The sequence below is a fragment of the Microbacterium sp. NPDC056057 genome (genome assembly GCF_042266945.1).
Classification (GTDB): Bacteria; Actinomycetota; Actinomycetes; order Actinomycetales; family Microbacteriaceae; genus Microbacterium; species Microbacterium trichothecenolyticum_C.
This window is the reverse complement of sequence record NZ_JBHJWS010000001.1, coordinates 1-19,136: the sequence shown is the minus strand read 5'-3', so window position 1 is coordinate 19,136 and position 19,136 is coordinate 1. Positions and strand designations below refer to the sequence as shown.

At 69.1% G+C, this 19,136-nt stretch carries 17 protein-coding genes and 1 tRNA gene; 12 read left to right on the top strand and 6 right to left on the bottom strand.

The features are described from left to right. Positions 1–201: 201 nt before the first annotated feature. Complete coding sequence (locus ACFC1K_RS00090) at positions 202–957, top strand: endonuclease domain-containing protein (RefSeq protein WP_375869914.1); 756 nt, start codon at positions 202–204, stop codon at positions 955–957. 117 nt (positions 958–1,074) lie between these two features. On the opposite strand, the gene ACFC1K_RS00085 is transcribed toward ACFC1K_RS00090, so the two are convergent. Both ACFC1K_RS00085 and ACFC1K_RS00080 read right to left on the bottom strand, forming a co-directional pair. Continuing rightward, positions 1,075–1,305: a helix-turn-helix domain-containing protein gene (locus tag ACFC1K_RS00085; protein ID WP_375869913.1), complete on the bottom strand. Its 231-nt coding sequence runs from the start codon at positions 1,303–1,305 to the stop codon at positions 1,075–1,077. Beyond that, positions 1,302–1,925 carry a hypothetical protein gene (locus ACFC1K_RS00080; protein ID WP_375869912.1) on the bottom strand — a complete coding sequence of 208 codons (624 nt, stop codon included), beginning with the start codon at positions 1,923–1,925 and terminating at the stop codon, positions 1,302–1,304. Before ACFC1K_RS00080 ends, ACFC1K_RS00085 begins: the two co-directional genes overlap by 4 nt. 212 nt (positions 1,926–2,137) lie before the next feature. On the opposite strand from ACFC1K_RS00080, the gene ACFC1K_RS00075 reads away from it, so the two are divergent. The 3 genes from ACFC1K_RS00075 (at position 2,138) to ACFC1K_RS00065 (ending at position 6,035) form a co-directional block, all read left to right on the top strand. Further along, positions 2,138–4,663: an ATP-dependent Clp protease ATP-binding subunit gene (locus ACFC1K_RS00075; protein ID WP_310292875.1), complete on the top strand. Its 2,526-nt coding sequence runs from the start codon at positions 2,138–2,140 to the stop codon at positions 4,661–4,663. A 94-nt stretch (positions 4,664–4,757) separates the two neighbouring features. Next, positions 4,758–5,261, top strand: coding sequence for an amino-acid N-acetyltransferase (locus ACFC1K_RS00070; protein WP_375869911.1), 504 nt, complete (start codon positions 4,758–4,760; stop codon positions 5,259–5,261). 78 nt (positions 5,262–5,339) lie between these two features. Further along, positions 5,340–6,035, top strand: a complete 696-nt coding sequence (locus ACFC1K_RS00065; protein ID WP_375869910.1) for a hypothetical protein — start codon at positions 5,340–5,342, stop codon at positions 6,033–6,035. A 137-nt stretch (positions 6,036–6,172) separates the two neighbouring features. Here the strand turns inward: ACFC1K_RS00065 and ACFC1K_RS00060 are convergent, their stop codons facing one another. Further along, entirely contained in the window at positions 6,173–7,732 is a 1,560-nt protein-coding gene (locus ACFC1K_RS00060) for an amino acid permease (protein WP_375869909.1), read from the bottom strand. Between the two features lie 179 nt (positions 7,733–7,911). Here ACFC1K_RS00060 and ACFC1K_RS00055 point away from each other — a divergent pair, with 179 nt between their 5' ends. From ACFC1K_RS00055 to ACFC1K_RS00030, 6 genes are read left to right on the top strand one after another with little or no spacing between them, the layout of a single operon-like run. After that, positions 7,912–9,273, top strand: coding sequence for a glutamine synthetase family protein (locus tag ACFC1K_RS00055; protein ID WP_375869908.1), 1,362 nt, complete (start codon positions 7,912–7,914; stop codon positions 9,271–9,273). 7 nt (positions 9,274–9,280) lie between these two features. Further along, a complete protein-coding gene (locus tag ACFC1K_RS00050) occupies positions 9,281–10,003 on the top strand; it encodes a gamma-glutamyl-gamma-aminobutyrate hydrolase family protein (protein WP_375869907.1) in 723 nt (240 codons plus the stop codon). Then, complete coding sequence (locus ACFC1K_RS00045; protein ID WP_375869906.1) at positions 10,000–11,355, top strand: aldehyde dehydrogenase family protein; 1,356 nt, start codon at positions 10,000–10,002, stop codon at positions 11,353–11,355. The genes ACFC1K_RS00050 and ACFC1K_RS00045 overlap by 4 nt, the downstream gene beginning before the upstream one ends. Positions 11,356–11,365: 10 nt before the next feature. After that, a complete protein-coding gene (locus ACFC1K_RS00040; RefSeq protein WP_310292887.1) occupies positions 11,366–12,139 on the top strand; it encodes a 3-oxoacyl-ACP reductase in 774 nt (257 codons plus the stop codon). 9 nt (positions 12,140–12,148) lie between these two features. After that, positions 12,149–12,865, top strand: coding sequence for a FadR/GntR family transcriptional regulator (locus ACFC1K_RS00035; protein WP_375869905.1), 717 nt, complete (start codon positions 12,149–12,151; stop codon positions 12,863–12,865). Between the two features lie 45 nt (positions 12,866–12,910). Continuing rightward, the gene (locus tag ACFC1K_RS00030) at positions 12,911–13,318 is read left to right on the top strand and encodes a dehydrogenase (protein WP_310292891.1); all 408 of its coding nucleotides are present in this window, start codon (positions 12,911–12,913) and stop codon (positions 13,316–13,318) included. 187 nt (positions 13,319–13,505) lie between these two features. On the opposite strand, the gene radA is transcribed toward ACFC1K_RS00030, so the two are convergent. The 3 genes from radA to ACFC1K_RS00015 all read right to left on the bottom strand — a co-directional run bounded on the left by radA (position 13,506) and on the right by ACFC1K_RS00015 (position 17,409). Continuing rightward, on the bottom strand, positions 13,506–14,876 hold the full coding sequence (radA, locus tag ACFC1K_RS00025; RefSeq protein WP_375869904.1) for a DNA repair protein RadA: 1,371 nt from the start codon (positions 14,874–14,876) through the stop codon (positions 13,506–13,508). A gap of 105 nt (positions 14,877–14,981) precedes the next feature. After that, complete coding sequence (locus ACFC1K_RS00020) at positions 14,982–15,935, bottom strand: L-lactate dehydrogenase (RefSeq protein WP_310292893.1); 954 nt, start codon at positions 15,933–15,935, stop codon at positions 14,982–14,984. A 112-nt stretch (positions 15,936–16,047) separates the two neighbouring features. Beyond that, on the bottom strand, positions 16,048–17,409 hold the full coding sequence (locus ACFC1K_RS00015; RefSeq protein ID WP_375871135.1) for an MFS transporter: 1,362 nt from the start codon (positions 17,407–17,409) through the stop codon (positions 16,048–16,050). Positions 17,410–17,667: 258 nt separating this feature from the next. Here ACFC1K_RS00015 and ACFC1K_RS00010 point away from each other — a divergent pair, with 258 nt between their 5' ends. Both ACFC1K_RS00010 and ACFC1K_RS00005 read left to right on the top strand, forming a co-directional pair. Beyond that, entirely contained in the window at positions 17,668–18,525 is an 858-nt protein-coding gene (locus tag ACFC1K_RS00010) for an LLM class F420-dependent oxidoreductase (protein ID WP_375869903.1), read from the top strand. A gap of 57 nt (positions 18,526–18,582) precedes the next feature. Next, a tRNA-Ser gene (locus tag ACFC1K_RS00005) sits at positions 18,583–18,673 on the top strand. Positions 18,674–19,136: the final 463 nt, after the last annotated feature.

Genomic DNA, 19,136 nt, shown 5'->3' with positions numbered 1-19,136 from the left:
GGTCTCGGGAGGGTCTTCACGATCGCGGAGGCGAGGAGCGCCGGTGTCCCGAGGTCGAGGCTACGGGCTCTCGATCTCGACACGCCGTTCCGCGGGCTCCGCGTGGTGTGCGACGCAGGCCCCGCGTCGCCGGGAACGCGGTCCAAGGCGGAGGCGGCGACCGCAGCCATTCGCGCACGTGCCCTCCTCTATGCGCGGGTGATGCCCGCGAATCAGTTCTTCTCGCACGTGACCGCTGCGGTGTTGTGGGAGCTGCCACTCCCGTCTCGCATCCTGACCGATGCGTTCGGACGTCCCCGGATGCTCGACGTCGCGGTGCGGGCTCCGCTGCGGCATCCGCGGCACGACGGAGTTCTCGGCCACCAGGTCAAGCAGCGAAGCGTCGCGGTCGTCGATCACGCAACCCACGGCGTTCTGCTGACGAGTCCCGCATTCACGTGGGTGATGCTGGCGGCGGTCGTGCGCGACGAGTATGACCTCGTGGCGCTCGCCGACGGGGTCGTCCGCGAGCAGATGTTCTCGGGGGACGCGCAGCCGCTCGGCACTCTCTCCGAGCTCGAATCGGCGGTGCGGTCTGGCCGCAGGGTGGGCATCAGGGCGTTGAGGGAGGCATTGCCCCATGTGCGCACCCGTTCGGCGTCGCGCATGGAGACGCGCTGCAGGCTGATCATCGTCGACGCGGGTCTGCCGGAGCCGCTGCTGAATCATGCGGTTTTCGATTCCGTCGGGGGACTCATCGGAGTCGTCGACCTCGCATACCCCGAGCTGAGGATCGCCATCGAGTACGAGGGGGAGCATCATCTGCGCGATCCCGGGCAATGGGCGAAGGACATCGCTCGCTACGAGGTGCTGGCCAGCGCCGGCTGGTTCGTGATCCGAGTCACGAGGAACGACGTGTTCGACGGTCGGGCGGGCCTCGTCCGCCGCGTGCGGTCGGCAATCCGTTACCGTCGCTGACGGCGACCTCCGCCACCACCGCTCCGCAGTCGCTTCGGGCGGGTCGCCCCACCGGGAGCTGACCAAACGTGACTGCGGAGCGGGGACGGATGCTGCGGCGGTGGGCGGCCAGAATCCTCAATCCGCCCGCACCAGCAGGTCGCCGATCTCGCAATCGAGCGCCCGGCAGATCGCTGAGAGGGTCGAGTAGCGGATCGCGCGGGCGCGGTCGTTCTTCAGGATCGAGAGGTTCACCACCGACACCCCCACCAGCTCGGAGAGCCGCGTGAGAGTCATGCCACGGTCCTCGAGGAGCTCGTCGAGCCGGCAGTGGACCCCGGACGGGCCATCGTCGTCGGCGGGGGTCATACGAGACCTGCTGTCTCGCGCTGGAGGCCTTCCATCCGGCGCAGAAGATACGCCAGGGCGATCACACCGAGGCCGACGACGGGGATCGTGAGGCCCCACGACGACAGGGCGAACCCGGGGACCAGGATGCCGTTCACGGCAGCGTTCAGCTCGAAGGCCGCCTGCATCGAGGCGAACCCCGTGAGCGCCGTCGCCAGCAGCGGCCCGAGGATGAGCACCAGTCCCGCCACGAGGCTGAACCGGTAGAGCGCGGGGCGGAACGGCCGGCCCGAGGCCGTCGCGAACATCAGCAGCGCCAGTGCGAACCCGACGATCGCCGCCGTGATGCCGAGCAGCGCGGCACCGCCCGCGAAGAGTGCACGCGTTCCCGCCGCGAGCGCGTCGGTGGTGAGCGCGACGGTCTCGACGGCGGCCTCGCTCACGCCCTCACCGCCCTCGACGGGCAACGAGTGGTCGGCGAGCAGCGACAGGGTCACCGCGTCGGCCCACGCGAAGGTCGCCACGATGGTCGCCTGACCCGCGGCGAGCACGACGGCCATGGCGGCAGCCAGTCCGCCGATGACCCGCATCGTGATGCGGTCCGCGCGATCGGGAAGCGTGTCGACCGTGCTGTCGATCATGTTCGACTCCTCGTTGCATATCGATAAACGTTGTTATCGAAAAACGATAAACCCGACGGATGCTGCGCCGCAAGGCATCCGTGTCAGGTCAAGGCCCGCCCCCGCTCGCTATGCCCACGGCGAACACGGCCGTGCGCTCCCGACCCGCTGGCTACCCTCGATGTAAGGCGAGGTGGGCTCAGCAGACCCGCACCGCCCTGGAGGAGTGAACGATGTTCGAGAGATTCACCGACCGTGCCCGTCGTGTGGTCGTCCTCGCCCAGGAAGAGGCGAAGATGCTGAACCACAACTACATCGGCACCGAGCACATCCTGCTCGGTCTCATCCACGAGGGCGAAGGGGTCGCCGCCAAGGCCCTCGAAAGCCTGGGCATCTCGCTCGACGCCGTGCGCGAGCAGGTGCAGGACATCATCGGCCAGGGGCAGCAGCAGCCGACCGGCCACATCCCCTTCACACCCCGCGCCAAGAAGGTGCTCGAGCTCAGCCTCCGCGAGGCGCTGCAGCTCGGCCACAACTACATCGGCACCGAGCACATCCTTCTCGGCCTCATCCGTGAGGGCGAGGGCGTCGCCGCCCAGGTGCTCGTCAAGCTCGGCGCAGACCTCAACAAGGTGCGCCAGCAGGTCATCCAGCTGCTGTCGGGTTACCAGGGCAAGGAGCCCGCGGGTGTCGCGAGCGGCGCCGGCGAGCAGACCCAGGGCACCACGCAGGGCGGCTCGCAGGTGCTCGACCAGTTCGGTCGCAACCTCACGCAGGCCGCGCGCGACAACAAGCTGGACCCGGTCATCGGGCGCGAAAAGGAGATCGAGCGCGTGATGCAGATCCTGTCGCGCCGCTCCAAGAACAACCCCGTGCTGATCGGCGAGCCGGGTGTCGGCAAGACCGCTGTCGTCGAAGGGCTCGCTCAGGCGATCGTCAAGGGCGACGTGCCCGAGACGCTCAAGGACAAGCAGCTCTACTCGCTCGACCTCGGTTCGCTGATCGCCGGTTCCCGCTACCGCGGTGACTTCGAGGAGCGCCTGAAGAAGGTCACGAAGGAGATCCGCACGCGTGGCGACATCATCGTCTTCATCGACGAGATCCACACCCTCGTGGGTGCGGGTGCCGCCGAGGGCGCGATCGACGCCGCGTCGATCCTGAAGCCGCTCCTCGCGCGTGGCGAGCTCCAGACGATCGGTGCCACCACGCTCGACGAGTACCGCAAGCACTTCGAGAAGGATGCTGCGCTCGAGCGCCGCTTCCAGCCGATCCAGGTCGCCGAGCCGAGCCTGCCCCACGCGATCAACATCCTGAAGGGGCTGCGCGACCGTTACGAGGCGCACCACAAGGTGCAGATCACCGACGGCGCGATCGTCGCGGCGGCGAACCTCGCCGACCGCTACATCTCGGACCGGTTCCTCCCCGACAAGGCCATCGACCTGATCGACGAGGCCGGCGCCCGCCTGCGTCTGTCGATCCTGTCGAGCCCGCCGGAGCTGCGCGAGTTCGACGAGAAGATCGCCAAGGTCCGTGAAGACAAGGAGCGCGCCTCCGAGGACCAGGACTTCGAGAAGGCCGCATCGCTGCGCGACGAGGAGAAGTCCCTCCTCGCCGAGCGTCTGCGCCTCGAGAAGCAGTGGCGCTCGGGTGACGTCGCGTCTCACGCGGTCGTCGACGAGGGCCTGATCGCCGAGGTGCTCGCCCAGGCGACCGGCATCCCGGTGTTCAAGCTCACCGAGGAGGAGTCGAGCCGACTCGTCTTCATGGAGAAGGCGCTGCACCAGCGCGTCATCGGCCAGGAGGAGGCGATCGCCGCCCTCTCGAAGACGATCCGCCGCCAGCGCGCGGGCCTCAAGGACCCCAAGCGCCCGTCGGGCTCGTTCATCTTCGCCGGCCCCACCGGCGTCGGAAAGACCGAGCTCGCCAAGGCGCTCGCCGAGTTCCTCTTCGACGACGAGCACGCGCTCATCTCGCTCGACATGTCGGAGTTCGGTGAGAAGCACACCGTCTCGCGTCTGTTCGGCGCCCCTCCCGGGTTCGTCGGGTTCGAAGAGGGCGGCCAGCTCACCGAGAAGGTGCGCCGCAAGCCGTTCTCGGTCGTGCTCTTCGACGAGATCGAGAAGGCCCACCCCGACATCTTCAACTCGCTCCTGCAGATCCTCGAAGAGGGTCGCCTGACCGACGGTCAGGGCCGCGTGATCGACTTCAAGAACACGGTGATCATCATGACGACGAACCTCGGTTCGTCGGCGATCGCCGGTGGCCCGGTGGGCTTCCAGGTCGAGGGCAACAGCGGCACGACCTACGAGCGGATGAAGGGCAAGGTCAACGAGGAGCTGAAGCGCAACTTCAAGCCCGAGTTCCTGAACCGCGTCGACGACATCATCGTCTTCCCGCAGCTCGACAAGGACGAGCTGCGCCAGATCGTGGGTCTGTTCACGAAGCGCCTCGGCGAGCGACTGCTCGACCGCGACATGACGATCGAGCTGACGGATGCCGCGAAGGACAAGCTGATCGACATCGGCTTCGACCCCGCGCTCGGCGCCCGCCCGCTGCGTCGCGCCATGCAGCGTGAGGTCGAGGACCGCCTGTCGGAGAAGATCCTGCACGGCGAGCTCGACGCGGGCGACCACGTGAAGGTCGACGCGCAGAACGGCGAGTTCGTGTTCGAGCACGGCCCGCGCGGCGACAAGGTCGCGGTCGGCATCGTCCACAACGGCGAGATCACCGCGACGCCGGATCTCGCTGCGAACGCGTAACCCCTGATCGAAACGAAGAGCGGATGCTGCGGCATCCGCTCTTCGTCGTTCATGGGTGCGTTCGTCGGCGAGCGGAGGGTCTTACGCTGGACGGGTGGCAGAGTTCACGGTCAGACCCGCACGCACGAGCGACGTCCGCCGCATCCAGGCGCTCCTCGAGCCGTTCGTGCAGCGGCGGATCCTCCTCGGCAAGGACCTCGTGGTGCTCTACGAGGCGACACAGCAGTTCCTCGTCGCCGAGGATGCGAACGGCGACCTGATCGGCTGCGGCGCGCTGCACGTGATGTGGGAGGACCTCGGCGAGGTCCGCACTCTCATCGTCGCCGACGGCTGGCTGCACCACGGCGTCGGCCGCGCGATCGTCGAGCGCCTCGAGACGAACGCCCGCACGCTCGGCCTCTCGCGCCTGTTCTGCCTGACGTTCGAGGTCGACTTCTTCACGCGTCGCGGGTTCGAGCAGATCGGCGAACAGGTCGTCGACCCCGACGTCTACTCGCAGCTCATCCGTTCTCCTGACGAGGGCGTCGCGGAGTTCCTCGACCTCGCGCACGTGAAGCCGAACACCCTCGGCAACACCCGCATGATCAAGCGTCTCTGACGCTGCCGCGACCGCCGGGTCGCGGCATCCGGGGCGCGCCGACGGGAGATGGCGACGCCCGCGGTTAGCCTGTTGAGCATGACCGGCACCAGCCCCCGACGTCGCCCTTCCAAGGCGGTCTACCGTCGCCGGCGGCTCGTGCTGATCGTCGGGCTGCTGGTCATCGCGGCCGTGGTCTGGCTGCTCATCGCGCAGCCGTGGGCGGGGGCGGCGACGACCTCGTCCGACGAGAAGCCCCCGGCGAAGAACACGGCCGAGTCTCTGCCGGTGCCGTCGTCGCAGGCGACGACCGGGGGAACAGACACCGGGGCCGTCGAGGGCGCGGTCGTCGAAGGGCAGACCCCCACGCCCGGCGCCACTCCCACCGCGCAGCCCTGTGTTGCGAGCGAGATCACGGTCGAGCCGGTCACCAGCGCCGACACCTATGCGGGCGACCAGCAGCCGCAGTTCACCATCACGCTCACCAACAACGGGCCCGACTGCACGATGAATGTCGGCACGAGCGCCCAGTCGTTCACGGTCACGAGCGGCGACGACATCTGGTGGCGCTCGACCGACTGCCAAAGCGAGCCCAGCGACATGATCGTGCTGATCGCCGCCGGGCAGACGGTGTCGAGCGCGACGGCCCTCTCGTGGGATCGCACGCGCTCCGCGGTCGGCACCTGCGCCGACGGCAACCGCCCGATGGCTCCCGGCGGGGGCGCCTCGTACCACCTGTCGGTCGAGATCGGCGGCATCCCGTCGACCGAGCCGAAGCAGTTCCTGCTCTACTGACGCGCACCTCGGACCGATAACGGATGCCGCGGGCCGCAGCATCCGTCTTCCAGATCGTCCGTGTGACGCAGTGGAGCGGGGCGTCCCCCAGGCCGCCCCGCTCCTCTTCCCCTGCACAAGGTGTTTTGGCCGAACACCTAGGGCTTGTTGTCGAAGACTTCCTTCTCCATCGCGTCGTAGCCCTCCGCCTGCGGGTCGCGGTGCTGGCCACCTGACAGCGCGTACTCCTCTTCCGGAGAGAGCACGAGGCGGTGGCGGCCGACGAGGGCGAAGATGACGAGGCCGATGACGTAGAGCACCCCGATCGCGATGATCGCGGCGGTGTATCCGGGGTTGATGAACTGGCCGATGAACGTCGCGAGGGCGATGACGCCGGCGATGGCGGCGCCCGTGATGCCCACCGGGCTGCGGTACGGGCGCGCGACGTTCGGCAGCTTCACCTTGAGCACGATGTACGACACCATCTGCAGCAGGTAGGAGATGACCGCGCCCCACACCGCGATGTTGAGCACGATCGCGTTCGAGACGGCGCCGATGTCCTCGTTGGCCTTCGTGATGAGGTCGACGCCGACCAGTACGACGAAGCCGATGATCGCGCCCGTGAGGAGAGCCACCCACGGCGTCTGGCGCTTGCCGGTGAGCGACAGGAACTTGGGATAGTAGCCCGCGCGGGACAGGGAGTACATGTTGCGTCCGTACGCGAACATGATGCCCTGCAGCGAGGCGAGGAGGCCGATCAGGGCGAACAGGGCGAGCACCGCGGCCAGCTGGGGCGGCAGGAACGCGCGGAAGCCGTCGAGCAGCGGCTCGCCGCTCGCCGCGATCGCGGCCGAGCCGGTGACCGCCGGGTTGAGGAACAGCACGATGGCGCCGGTGAAGATGAGCGTCAAGAGGCCCCAGATGCCCGCGCGGGGGATGTCCTTCTGAGGGTTGTGCGCCTCTTCCGCCGCGAGGGGGAGCTCTTCGATCCCGAGGAAGAACCACATCGCGAACGGGAGGGCGAACAGGATGCCCATGCCGCCAAAGGGCAGGAACTCCGACGATCCGGCGACGGAGTCATCGGGCGCGATGTCCCACACACGGGAGAAGTCGACGGCGCCGTTCGCGAACGCGAGCACGCCGAAGAGCACGAGGATGCCGATGGTCAGGATCGACACGACGACGGCGAAACGGAAGGAGATCGCCGCCCCCGCCGTGTTGAGACCGATGAACACCGCGTAGAGGACGATCCACCAGACCCACTGGAGTCCCGCCGCCTTCAGATCGAACGCCCCGCCGCTGAGGATCGAGAAGATGCCGTTCAGGTAGTCGGCGGAGAAGAGCACGATCACGCCCGTGGTGAAGACGTACTCGATGGTCTCGGCGAAGCCGGTGATGAAGCCGCCCCACGGGCCCATCGCCGATCGGGCGAACGAGTACGCGCCGCCGGTATGGGGGAGCGCCGCCGACATCTCGCCGATCGAGAAGAGCATGCCGAAGTACATGACGATGATGATCAGCGTCGCGACCAGCAGCCCGCCCCAGCCTGCGGCTCCGAGGCCGAAGTTCCAGCCCGAGAAGTCGCCCGAGACGACCGCCGCGACACCGAGGCCCCACAGGCCCCAGAATCCGGCTGCCCGGGTGAGTTGGCGTTTCTGGAAGTACTCGCTGCCGGCCTGCGTGTAGGTGACGCCGCCGACGGATCGGGAATCTGACATGACGGGCTCCTCGCTCTCGGGAAAGCGCGCGCGATTCTACGGATGTATCGCCTCTTGGCAAGAGAATGGCGCGAAAGGTACTTCGTGTCTACCTTTAGAAGCAACTTCGTCCCGCGCGAGGCCCGATACGGTGGCTTTGGCGGGGTGAAAAGGACGCGCGGCCCACCAATGGAGGACTCATGACGGCCCAGGCCCCTCTCAGCGTTTCCGATCTCGACGCCGGGATCGCCGCGGGCGACATCGACACCGTCATCGTCGCGTTCGCCGACGCCCAGGGCAGGCTGGTCGGCAAGCGGGTGTCAGCGCGGCTCTTCCAGGAAGAGGTGCTGCCGCACGGTGCGGAGGCGTGCAACTACCTGCTGTCGGTGGACGTCGACATGAACACCGTCGACGGCTACGCGATGTCGAGCTGGGAGACCGGCTACGGCGACATGATGCTGCGGCCCGACGTCTCCACCCTCCGACGCGTCCCGTGGCTGCCCGGATCCGCGATGGTCATGGCCGATCTCACGTGGGAGAACGGCGACCCGGTGGTGCAGTCGCCGCGCGAAATCCTGAACCGCCAGCGCGAGCGGCTCGCCGACCGCGGTCTCGTGGCGTTCTCCGGGACGGAGCTCGAGTTCATCGTCTTCGACGACACGTATCGGGATGCCTGGGCCAAGGGCTACCGCGATCTCACACCGTCCACCGACTACAACGTCGACTACGACCTGCTCGCCTCGGGCCGCCTCGAACCTCTCCTGCGCGACATCCGGCTGTCGATGGACGGGGCCGGCTTCTACACCGAGGGCGTCAAGGGCGAGTGCAACCTGGGTCAGCAGGAGATCGCGTTCCGGTTCGCCGAGGTGCAGCAGACGGCGGACCAGCACGCGATCTACAAGAACGGCGCGAAGGCGATCGCGGGACATCACGGCAAATCGCTCACGTTCATGGCCAAATTCAACGAGCGGGAGGGCAACAGCTGCCACATCCACCTGTCGGTGCGCTCGGCGACGGGGGACCCCGTCATGGCCGGCGACGGCGCGCATGGCTTCAGCCCGCTCATGGAGCACTGGATCGCCGGCGTCCTGGCGACCCTCCGAGAGTTCACGCTTCTCTACGCGCCCAACATCAACTCGTACAAGCGCTTCGCGAAGGGCTCGTTCGCCCCGACCGGCGTCGCGTGGGGCGTCGACAACCGCACGTGCGCGCTGCGCGTGGTCGGCCACGGCTCGTCGCTGCGCGTCGAGAACCGGGTGCCGGGCGGCGACGTCAATCCGTATCTCGGCATCGCCGCCATCATCGCGGGCGGCCTGCACGGCATCGAGCACGAGCTGCCGTTGCCCGACCGGCTGGAGGGCAATGCCTACACGGCCGGCGTCGAGCACCTGCCGACCACGCTGCGCGAAGCGGCGCTGCTCTTCGACGAGTCGGCCGTCGCCCGGGCGGCGTTCGGCGACGACATGGTCGAGCACTACCTGAACCAGGCGCGCATCGAGGTCGAGACCTACGACGCCGCCGTGACCGATTGGGAGAGGGTCCGTGGCTTCGAGCGGCTCTAAGAAGCCTGTGATCGGTCTGACGACCTACCTCGAGCAGGCGAAGCAGGGCGTATGGGACGTCCGCGCGGCGTTCCTCCCGCAGGTCTACTTCGACTCGGTGACGGCGTCGGGCGGCGTGGCCGTGCTGCTGCCGCCGCAACCGGACCCCGAGATCGCGGCGGACGCGGTGCTCGACGGACTCGACGGCCTGATCCTCACCGGCGGGCTCGACGTGCAGCCGGAGCTGTACGGCGCCGACCGGCATCCGCGCACCGACGAGGCCCGGCCCGATCGCGATGCGTGGGAGCTCGCCCTCTTCCGCGGCGCGGAGGAGCGACGCCTGCCGGTCCTCGCGATCTGCCGCGGCCTGCAGCTCGTGAACGTGGCGCGCGGCGGTACGCTGCATCAGCATCTGCCCGAGGCGCTCGGCACCGAGCGGTTCCGAGTCGGCGGGGGCGTCTTCGCGACGAACGACGTCATCGTCGACGAGGGGTCGCGCCTGGCGGAGCTCGTCGGACCCGGTGCACTCGAGGTGCACAGCTACCACCACCAGGGCGTCGACCGCCTCGGCGACGGACTTGTCGCGACCGCCCACACGGACGGGCTCGTGCAGGCGTTCGAGTCGGACGGCGAGGGCTACGTGCTCGGTGTGCAGTGGCACCCCGAGCAGAACCAGGAGGACCGCCGGCTGTTCGCGGGGCTCGTGGCCGAGGCATCCGTCTATGCATCGCGAGGAGTGCCGAGCGCATGAGCGTGTTCACCGTCATCAACCCGGCGACCGCGCTGCCGATCCGTGAGGTCGCGCGTGCGAGCGTGGACGAGACGGATGCTGCGATCTCGCGCGCCGTCGTCGCGCAGCGTTCGTGGGCATCGCTGCCGCCCGTCGCGCGCGCCGACGCGCTGCGGTCGTTCGCGCGCGTGGTCGAGGCGCACATCGAGGAGCTCGCGCAGCTGGAGGTGCTGAACTCCGGTCACCCCATCGGGTCGGCCCGCTGGGAGGCGTCGCACGTCGCACAGGTGCTGAACTTCTACGCCGGGGCGCCCGAGCGGCTGTCGGGGCAGCAGATCCCGGTCTCGGGTGGGCTCGACGTGACGTTCCACGAGCCGTACGGGGTCGTGGGCATCATCGTGCCGTGGAACTTCCCGATGACGATCGCGTCATGGGGGTTCGCTCCGGCGCTCGCCGCGGGCAACGCCGTCGTGCTGAAGCCCGCCGAGCTGACTCCGCTCACGGCGATCCGGCTGGGGGAGCTCGCCCTTCTCGCCGGACTGCCCGAGGGGCTGTTCGAGGTCGTCACCGGGTCGGGCTCGGTCGTCGGGCAGCGATTCGTCTCGCACCCGGAGGTGCGCAAGGTCGTCTTCACCGGCTCGACATCGGTGGGGACGGATGTCGCGGCGGGCTGCGCGCGCGAGCTCAAGCCCGTCACCCTCGAGCTCGGCGGCAAGAGCGCCAACATCGTGTTCGCCGACGCCGACCTCGAGAAGGCCGCGGCGTCGGCGCCGGGGGCAGTGTTCGACAACGCCGGGCAGGACTGCTGCGCCCGCAGCCGCATCCTGGTCGAGCGGTCGGTGTACGACAGGTTCCTCGCGCTCCTCGAGCCCGCGGTGCAGGCCTGGCGGGTCGGCGACCCCGCGGACGAGGCGACGGAGATGGGGCCGCTGATCTCGGCTTCGCATCGCTCCGCCGTTGAGGGATTCCTCGACGGTGCGGACGTCGCGTTCCGCGGGTCGGCGCCGTCCGGCGACGGCTTCTGGTTCGCGCCCACCGTGGTGCTGGCCGGCCCCGCCGACCGCATCGCACGTGAGGAGGTCTTCGGACCCGTCGTCGCGGTGCTCCCGTTCGACGACGAGGCCGATGCCATCCGTCTCGCGAACGACACGGTCTACGGTCTCGCCGGCTCGATCTGGACCGAGAACCTCGGCCGTGCCGTGCGCGTCTCACGGGGTGTGAAGAGCGGCGTGCTCTCGGTCAACTCGCACTCCTCGGTCCGGTACTGGACCCCGTTCGGCGGCATGAAGGCTTCGGGCCTCGGCCGCGAGCTGGGCCCCGACGCCGCCGAGCACTTCACCGAGACCAAGAACGTCTTCTTCGCGACGGACTGAAGGGAAAAGCATGGATCTGACCCAGCGGCTCAAGGACCGGGTGGCCGTCATCACGGGCGGGGCATCCGGCATCGGCCTCGCGACCGCACGGCGGTTCGCCGCCGAGGGCGCACGCGTCGTGATCGCCGACCTCGACCCCGCGACGGGCGAACGTGCCGCCGCGGAGGTGGACGGCCTGTTCCGGCTCGTGGACGTCGCGGACGAGGCATCCGTCAACATGCTCTTCGACTCGGTCGCGGGCGACCTCGGGCGCCTCGACATCGCCTTCAACAACGCCGGCATCTCACCCGCCGACGACGACTCGATCGAGACGACCGAGCTGCCGGCGTGGGACCGCGTGCAGGACGTCAACCTCAAAAGCGTGTACCTGTGCTCGCGAGCGGCGCTGCGGCACATGGTGCCGGCGGGCAAGGGATCGATCATCAACACCGCCTCGTTCGTGGCGCTGCTCGGTTCGGCGACGTCGCAGATCTCGTACACCGCGTCCAAGGGCGGCGTGCTCGCGATGACCCGCGAACTCGGCGTGCAGTTCGCGCGGCAAGGCGTGCGCGTGAACGCACTGTGCCCGGGTCCGGTGAACACCCCGCTGCTGCAGGAGCTCTTCGCGAAGGACCCCGAGCGCGCGCAGCGCCGGCTCGTGCACGTGCCGATGGGTCGCTTCGCCGAGCCCGAGGAGCTCGCGGCCGCGGTCGCCTTCCTGGCGTCGGACGACGCGTCGTTCATCACCGCGAGCACGTTCGTCGTCGACGGCGGCATCACGAACGCGTATGTCACCCCGCTGTAAGGTCTCGCCATGACCGATGCCCCACTGCAGGAGGTGCGCAGGGCCGTCTACCGGCCGGTGCGCGAGGGCAACGCGCTCGAAGACACCGTCGCGCGCCTGGTGCAGACGATCCGGCTGGGGGTGGTCGCGCCGGGGGAGTCGCTCCCGTCCGAGCGTGAGCTCGCCGTGCTCTACGCCGTGAGCCGCGACACGGTGCGCGAGGCGATCCGTGAGCTCGCCGACACCGGCTACCTCGTGCGCCGGCGGGGCCGCTACGGCGGCACGTTCGTCGCCGACCCGCTGCCGCAGCCGCCGCACCCGCGCGACGTCACGGCCGCCGAGCTCGAGGACGTCCTGGGGCTTCGCCGCGTGCTCGAGGCGGGCGCGGCCCGCGCCGCTGCCGGGCGCACGCTCGACGCCGCGGCCCGCGACGAGCTGTGGGCTCGCTACGAGGTCGTGGCCGAGGCATCCGAAGCCGACTATCGCCGGCTCGACACCCTGCTCCACCTGACGATCGCCGAGCTCGCCGCCATCCCGTCGCTCGTCGCGCTCGCCGCCGAGAACCGGGCGCGCGTGAACGAGTGGCTCGACACCTTCCCGCTGCTGCCACGCAACATCGAGCACTCCAACGTGCAGCACGAGCGCGTCGTGACCGCGATCCTCGCGGGGCGACCGGATGCTGCGGAAGCGGCCATCCTCGAACACCTCGCCGGTTCCGAGGCCCTGTTGCGCGGCTTCCTCGCCTGACGGCCCGCCGCGTCACCGTGACTTCGGGGCGATTACGCTGGACGGGTGGCAGGCAAGAAGCGCGTGAAGAAGGCCGGAGCGGCGGACTTCCGCAATCCTCAGCTCGGCGACGCGCTCCAGACGCAAGACATGGCAGCGGTCGCCTTCGCGCTGCGTCACGGCCCCACCGTCGTGCCGCTGATGCGGCCCGGTCACCGTGACAACCCGCTCGATGTCGGCGAGGTGTGGACCTACCGCGACGCGAAGACCGGCGACATCGCGCTGCTGCTGTTCAGCGACGCCGCCCACAAGCCCGAGACACTGCCTCCGGGCGTTGCGCTGCAGTCGCCGACGTGGCTGCGCGCCTTCCTCGGCGCGCACGAGGACGAGATCACCACGGTCTTCTTCGACATCGCCGGTCCGCACCCGCTGCAGGCCTCGCCCACCGACCTCATCGCCGCGCTCGACGCCTGATCGCGGAAGTCGGACACTCCGCGCGAAAGTCCGCGGGGGCGCGACGCCGCGGGGCAGACTCACCGGGTGGAGTACCTGCTCGTCGGAATCGTCTGCGCGGCCGGACTGGTGATCCCCATCGTGCTGGGGCTCGCCGATCCTGGGCGACGCCGGCGGCCTCCCGGTCGCTGAGCGCGTCGCCCGCGGCTCAGAACTCGGGGATGTCCTCGCCGGGTCGGCCCTTCGAGCGCACCCTCACGTCGCTGACGGCGCCTCCGAGGGATCCCGACCGGTGGTCGATGACGTCGCGATAGCCGAGACGCGCGCCTTCGCTGCGCCGCTGCGCGGCCTGGGTGACGGGCCGCACCTCGCCCGCCAGGCTCAGCTCGCCGACGACGGCGATGTGCCGGGGGATCGTCCAGCCCTCGACCGCGCTCGCGACCGCGAGTGCGATGGCCAGATCCGCTGCGGGTTCGGCGAACCTCACACCGCCGACGGTCGAGACGTAGACGTCCTGGTCGGAGGTCTTGATCTTCATCCGCTTCTCGAGCACCGCGAGCACCGTCGCGACGCGCGCCGCATCGACGCCGTTCACGATGCGCCGCGGGTTGCCCGACTTGCTGTCGATCGTGAGCGCCTGCACCTCGACGGGCAGCGCCCGGCGACCCTCGAGCGCGATCGACACGCACGTGCCGGGCTCGGTGCTGCCGTGACCGAGGAACAGCGCACTGGGGTCGGGCACCTCGGCGATGCCGGCGCCGGTCATGTCGAAGCATCCGACTTCGTCGGTCGGCCCGAAGCGGTTCTTGAGCGCGCGCACGAACCGGAGCGACGTCTGCCGATCGCCTTCGAACTGGCACACCACGTCGACCAGGTGCTCGAGGATGCGAGGACCTGCGATCGAGCCGTCCTTCGTGACGTGGCCGACGATGATCGTCGGCAGTCCGCGATCCTTCGCGACCCGGATGAGCGTCGCGGCGACCTCGCGCACCTGCGACGGATGCCCCGCCATGCCCTCCGACATCGCGGACGACACGGTCTGCACCGAGTCGACGATCAGCAGGTCGGGCTTGACCTCGTCGACGTGCCCGAGGATCGTCGCGAGGTCGGTCTCGCTCGCCAGGTACAGCTCGTCGTGGAGGGCGCCGGTGCGCTCGGCCCGCAGCCGAACCTGGGCGGTGGACTCCTCGGCGCTCGCATAGAGAACGCGCCGCCCCGCCTGGGCCGACTGCGCGGCGACCTCGAGCAGCAGGGTGGACTTGCCGACGCCCGGTTCGCCCGAGAGCAGGATCGCGGCGCCCGGCACGAGACCGCCCCCGAGGACGCGGTCGAACTCGCCGACGCCGGTGGTTCGCCGCGGCGCGTCGGACGTGTCGATGCGCGTGATCGGCTGCGCCGCGCGCCCGGCGCCGGGGGAGACCGGAGTCACCGAGCGGAGGATGCCGGTCTGCTCGGCGGCCTCGACCACGGTGCCCCACTGCTGGCACTCGCCGCAGCGCCCCACCCACTTGAGCGTGGTCCAGCCGCACTCGGTGCACCGGTAGGGGGCTGTCTGCGTCGGGCGTCGGGCAGCGGGCATGCGATGAGCCTACGTCCAGCCCGCGACATCGCCCGAGAGCCCCGCGCGGGTGCCGTCGCTGATGCGTGCGGCCCGCAGCATCCGAACCGCCGGTGTCAGCCGGGCTCAGCCGCGCAGGGAGTCGGCGACCTCCTTCAGTGCCGCGGCGGAGGCGTGGAACAGTTCGAGCTCCTGGTGATCGAACTGCGTTTCGCGGATCGGCACGGCGCCGGCCGCGCTCACGACCGACGGCACCGAGAGCGCCACGCCGTCGACGCCGTGGAAGTCGCGCAGCACCGGCGAGACGGGCATGACCGCACGCTCGTCGTTGAGGATGGCCTCGATGATGCGCGCGCTCGACAGGCCGATCGCGTAGTTCGTCGCGCCCTTGCCCTGGATCACCTTGTAGGCGGCGTCGCGCACGTCGATCGCAATCTGGTCGAGCTCCTCGACCGACATGCGGTCGCCGGCGGGCGTGACCCACTCGAGGATCGGGACCGTGCCGATCGTCGCCTTCGACCACAGCGGAAACTCGGTGTCGCCGTGCTCGCCCACGATGTACGCGTGCACGCTCGAGGTCGAGACGCCCGCGCGCTCGGCGAGCTTCCAGCGCAGACGCGACGTGTCGAGCACGGTGCCCGACGCGAAGATGCGCTCGGGCGGCAGGCCGGTCTCCTCCTGAGCGAGGACCGTGAGCACGTCGCAGGGGTTGGTGACGATGACGTAGACGGCGTCCGGTGCGACGCTCAGCAGCTGCGGCATCATCTTCTTCATGATCCCGGCGTTCACGCCGGCGAGCTCGATGCGGGTCTGACCCGGGTTCTGCTTGGCGCCTGCCGTGATCACGACGACGTGCGAGCCCTCGACCACCGACAGGTCACTGCCGCCGATGATGTCGCTCGTCCCGGTGAACTGCGTGCCGTGCGCGAGGTCGAGGACTTCGGCCTCGACCTTCTGCGTGGCGATGTCGTAGAGGGCGACGTGGCGGGCGGAACCGCGGATGAGCGCGGCATACGCGGCGCTCGAGCCGACGCTGCCGGCTCCGACGATGGTGACTTTCGAGTTCTCGATGACGGCCATGCGGCCAGTCTTGCAGTGAGCGGTCCCCACGGCTCCTCCACGCGCCGCTGACGCGTCGCGCGGAGCCTCTGGCCGCGTGGGCCCAGCTGCAAGCCAGCGTGGATCGCCGGGTCTATGCCTCGTCGGGTGAGCGCTGCGGATTCCGGATCCCGAAGAACGACGTGATCCCGCCGGCGATCATCAGCACCGCCGTGACGATGGCCGACCGGTGGAAGCCGTCGAGGTCGAGCGCGCCGCCGACGATGGTGGCGAGCAGGGCGATGGCGATCAGCCCTGCGACGCGAGCCACTGCGTTGTTGACGGCGGAGGCGATGCCCGAGCGCTCGGGGCCGATCGCCCCGAGGATCGCCGACGTGAGCGGAGCCACCGTGAGCGCGAGGCCCGCGCCCATCACGATCATGCTCGGCAGCACCTGCCACCAGTAGGAGAAGTCCGTGCCGACGGTGAGGAGGAGCAGAGCGCCGATCCCCATCGTGATCGGTCCGACGGTCATGAAGAATCGCGGACCCCACCGCCCGCTGAGCGCCCCGACGCGCGAGCTGAAGAGGATCATCAGGATCGTCATCGGCAGGCTGGCCAGCCCGGCCAGCGTCGCGGGGAGTCCCGCGCCCTCCTGCAGGTACACGACCACGACGAGTCCGTTGAGGGCCAGTGCCCCGTAGATGAAGGTGGTCGCGACGTTGCCCGTCCAGAAGTTACGCACCCGGAAGAGATCGAGCGGCAGGATCGGATGCCGCACCGTGCGCTGGCGCAGCACGAAAGCGATGAACAGCACCGCGCCGAGGACGAGCGGCAGCCAGATCGCGGGGGACCCCCAGCCCTGGTTGGGCTGCTCGATGAGGGCATAGACCATGCCGCCGAGACCGAGGGTGCACAGCGTCGCGCCGACCCAGTCGATCGAGGCACCCGGATGCCGCGTATCGCGGAAGCCGCCGCGCGCCAGCAGCACGAGGGTGACGCCGATCGGGACGACGTTGATGAGGAAGGCCCACCGCCACGATGCGAAGTCGACCAGGATGCCGCCGAGCAGCGGGCCGACGATCATGGCGGACGTGGTCATGGCGGTCCAGATGCCGATGGCGCGGCTCTGCGCCGAGCCGCTGAAGTTCGACGTGATGAGCGCGAGCGAGCTCGGCACGAGGAACGCACCGGCCGCGCCCTGGAACCCCCGCGCGACGATGAGGAACTCCGCGGTCGGGGCGGCGGCGATCGCGAGGGAGGCGATGCCGAACCCGATGAGCCCGATGCGCAGCACCAGCACCCGCCCGTATGCATCGCTCACGGATCCCGCCACGAGGATCAGCGCACCGAGGGTGATGAGGTACGCGTCGACGACCCACTGCTGCGTCGTGATGCCGCCGCCGAGCTCCTCGCTGATCGCCGGCAGGGCGACGTTCACGATCGTGCCGTCGAGGAAGGCCACGAACGACGCGAGCACCGCGATCCACAGCACATACCGCTGCGTCGTGGCCATGCGGCCCGTGACGGCTGTCGACGCCTCGCCCGGGTGCTCGTCGGTCACGATCCCCACGCTAGACCTGCCCGGCGACACCGGGGCGGCGCCATCCGATTCGACAGGTCAACCGGGCCTCTGCAGGAGAATTCGGGTGGATCGGTCCTGTGGAAGCGCGGTTGACCTGTCGAAGGGGATTCGCGCCGACGGCCCTCGGGGCCCTGGCGGCGATTAGCCTGACGATGCAGCCGATCCGGTCGACGGAAACAGGAGATGCCGATGGACTTCGGGCTTCACATCGCGGACTTCACCTGGCGCAGCGGCGCCGCGCAGCTCGGCCCGGCGCTCGCCCGGCATGTGCGCAATGCCGAGGACGCCGGCATCCGTCGCATCACGGTCATGGATCATTTCTGGCAACTGCCCGGTCTCGGCCCGGTGGAGCACGAGATGCTCGAGGCGTACGCGACGCTCGGGTTCATCGCCGCCCACACAGAGAAGGCGATGCTCCATGCCCTCGTCACCGGGGTGATCTACCGGCACCCCGCCCTGCTGGCGAAGCAGGTGACGACGCTCGACGTGCTGTCGGGCGGTCGCTTCGGCCTCGGGCTCGGCGCGGCGTGGAACGAGGAGGAGTGCCGGGGGCTCGGCTTCCCGTTCCCGCCGGTCGGCCGAAGGTTCCGTGAGCTCGAGGAGACGCTGCAGATCTGCCTGCAGATGTGGTCGGACTCGGACGAGCCCTACGAAGGTGCGATCTGGCAGATCGAGCGGACGCTGAACTCCCCGCAGAGCATCACGCGCCCGCATCCGTATCTGCTGATCGGCGGTGGCGGCGAGAAGAAGACCCTCCGGCTGGTGGCGCAATACGCGGATGCATGCAACCTCGGCGTGCGCGGCGAGCTGCCGACGCACAAGCTCGATGTGCTCCGCGGCCATTGCGACGACGTCGGACGTGACTACGACGACATCGAGAAGACCGCGATGGTGGCGATCACGCCCGAGTCGACGCCTGCGGACCTGGCGGGGATCGCGGAGTCGCTCGCAGGCATCGGCTTCACGGCGACGTACGTGTTCGCCGTCGGGATCGACGAGCCGGAGCGTGTGGTGGACGTGATCCGCGGGGCGATCGAACTCGGCTGAGACCGCGGGAGAGGGCTCGATTCGCAGCATCCGCCGACGTGTCGTAAGCTTGTCGGCGGTGACGTGTCCGAGCGGCCGAAGGTGCAACTCTCGAAAAGTTGTGTAGGGTAACCCCCTACCGTGGGTTCAAATCCCACCGTCACCGCCATCTTCACCGGATCAGCCCCGCTTCGTGCGGGGCTGATCTGCGTTTGGGGCAGGTTCCATCGCGACGCGATCGGGCGTCCGGCGGGGTCTCCGCGGGGTCTCCGCGGGGGCCGAGCAGCCGTCTGGGACGTCGATTTGGACGAAAGCGCAATCGCGGGGTAGAGTCTTCTTGTTCGCCCCAAAGGGTAGAGCGGAAGGCCTCAGGGTCTGGCTCCCCTCAAGTAACGAACCGCCCCATCACCTCCAAGACGCTCCGCGTGCTGGACGATGGGTTTCCCGCTCGAAGCGCTCCGGTCGGTCTGACGGACAGCTTCGATGGGATAAGATAGTGAAGTTGCCCTGCGGTGATGGTTGTGAAGCCGGAGCGTGGGTGCGTCCGATCTTTGAGAACTCAACAGCGTGCACTTGTCAAATGCCAATTTTTTTCTCTGTCGACCAGTTTTGCTGGTTGGTGGGGGTCTTTT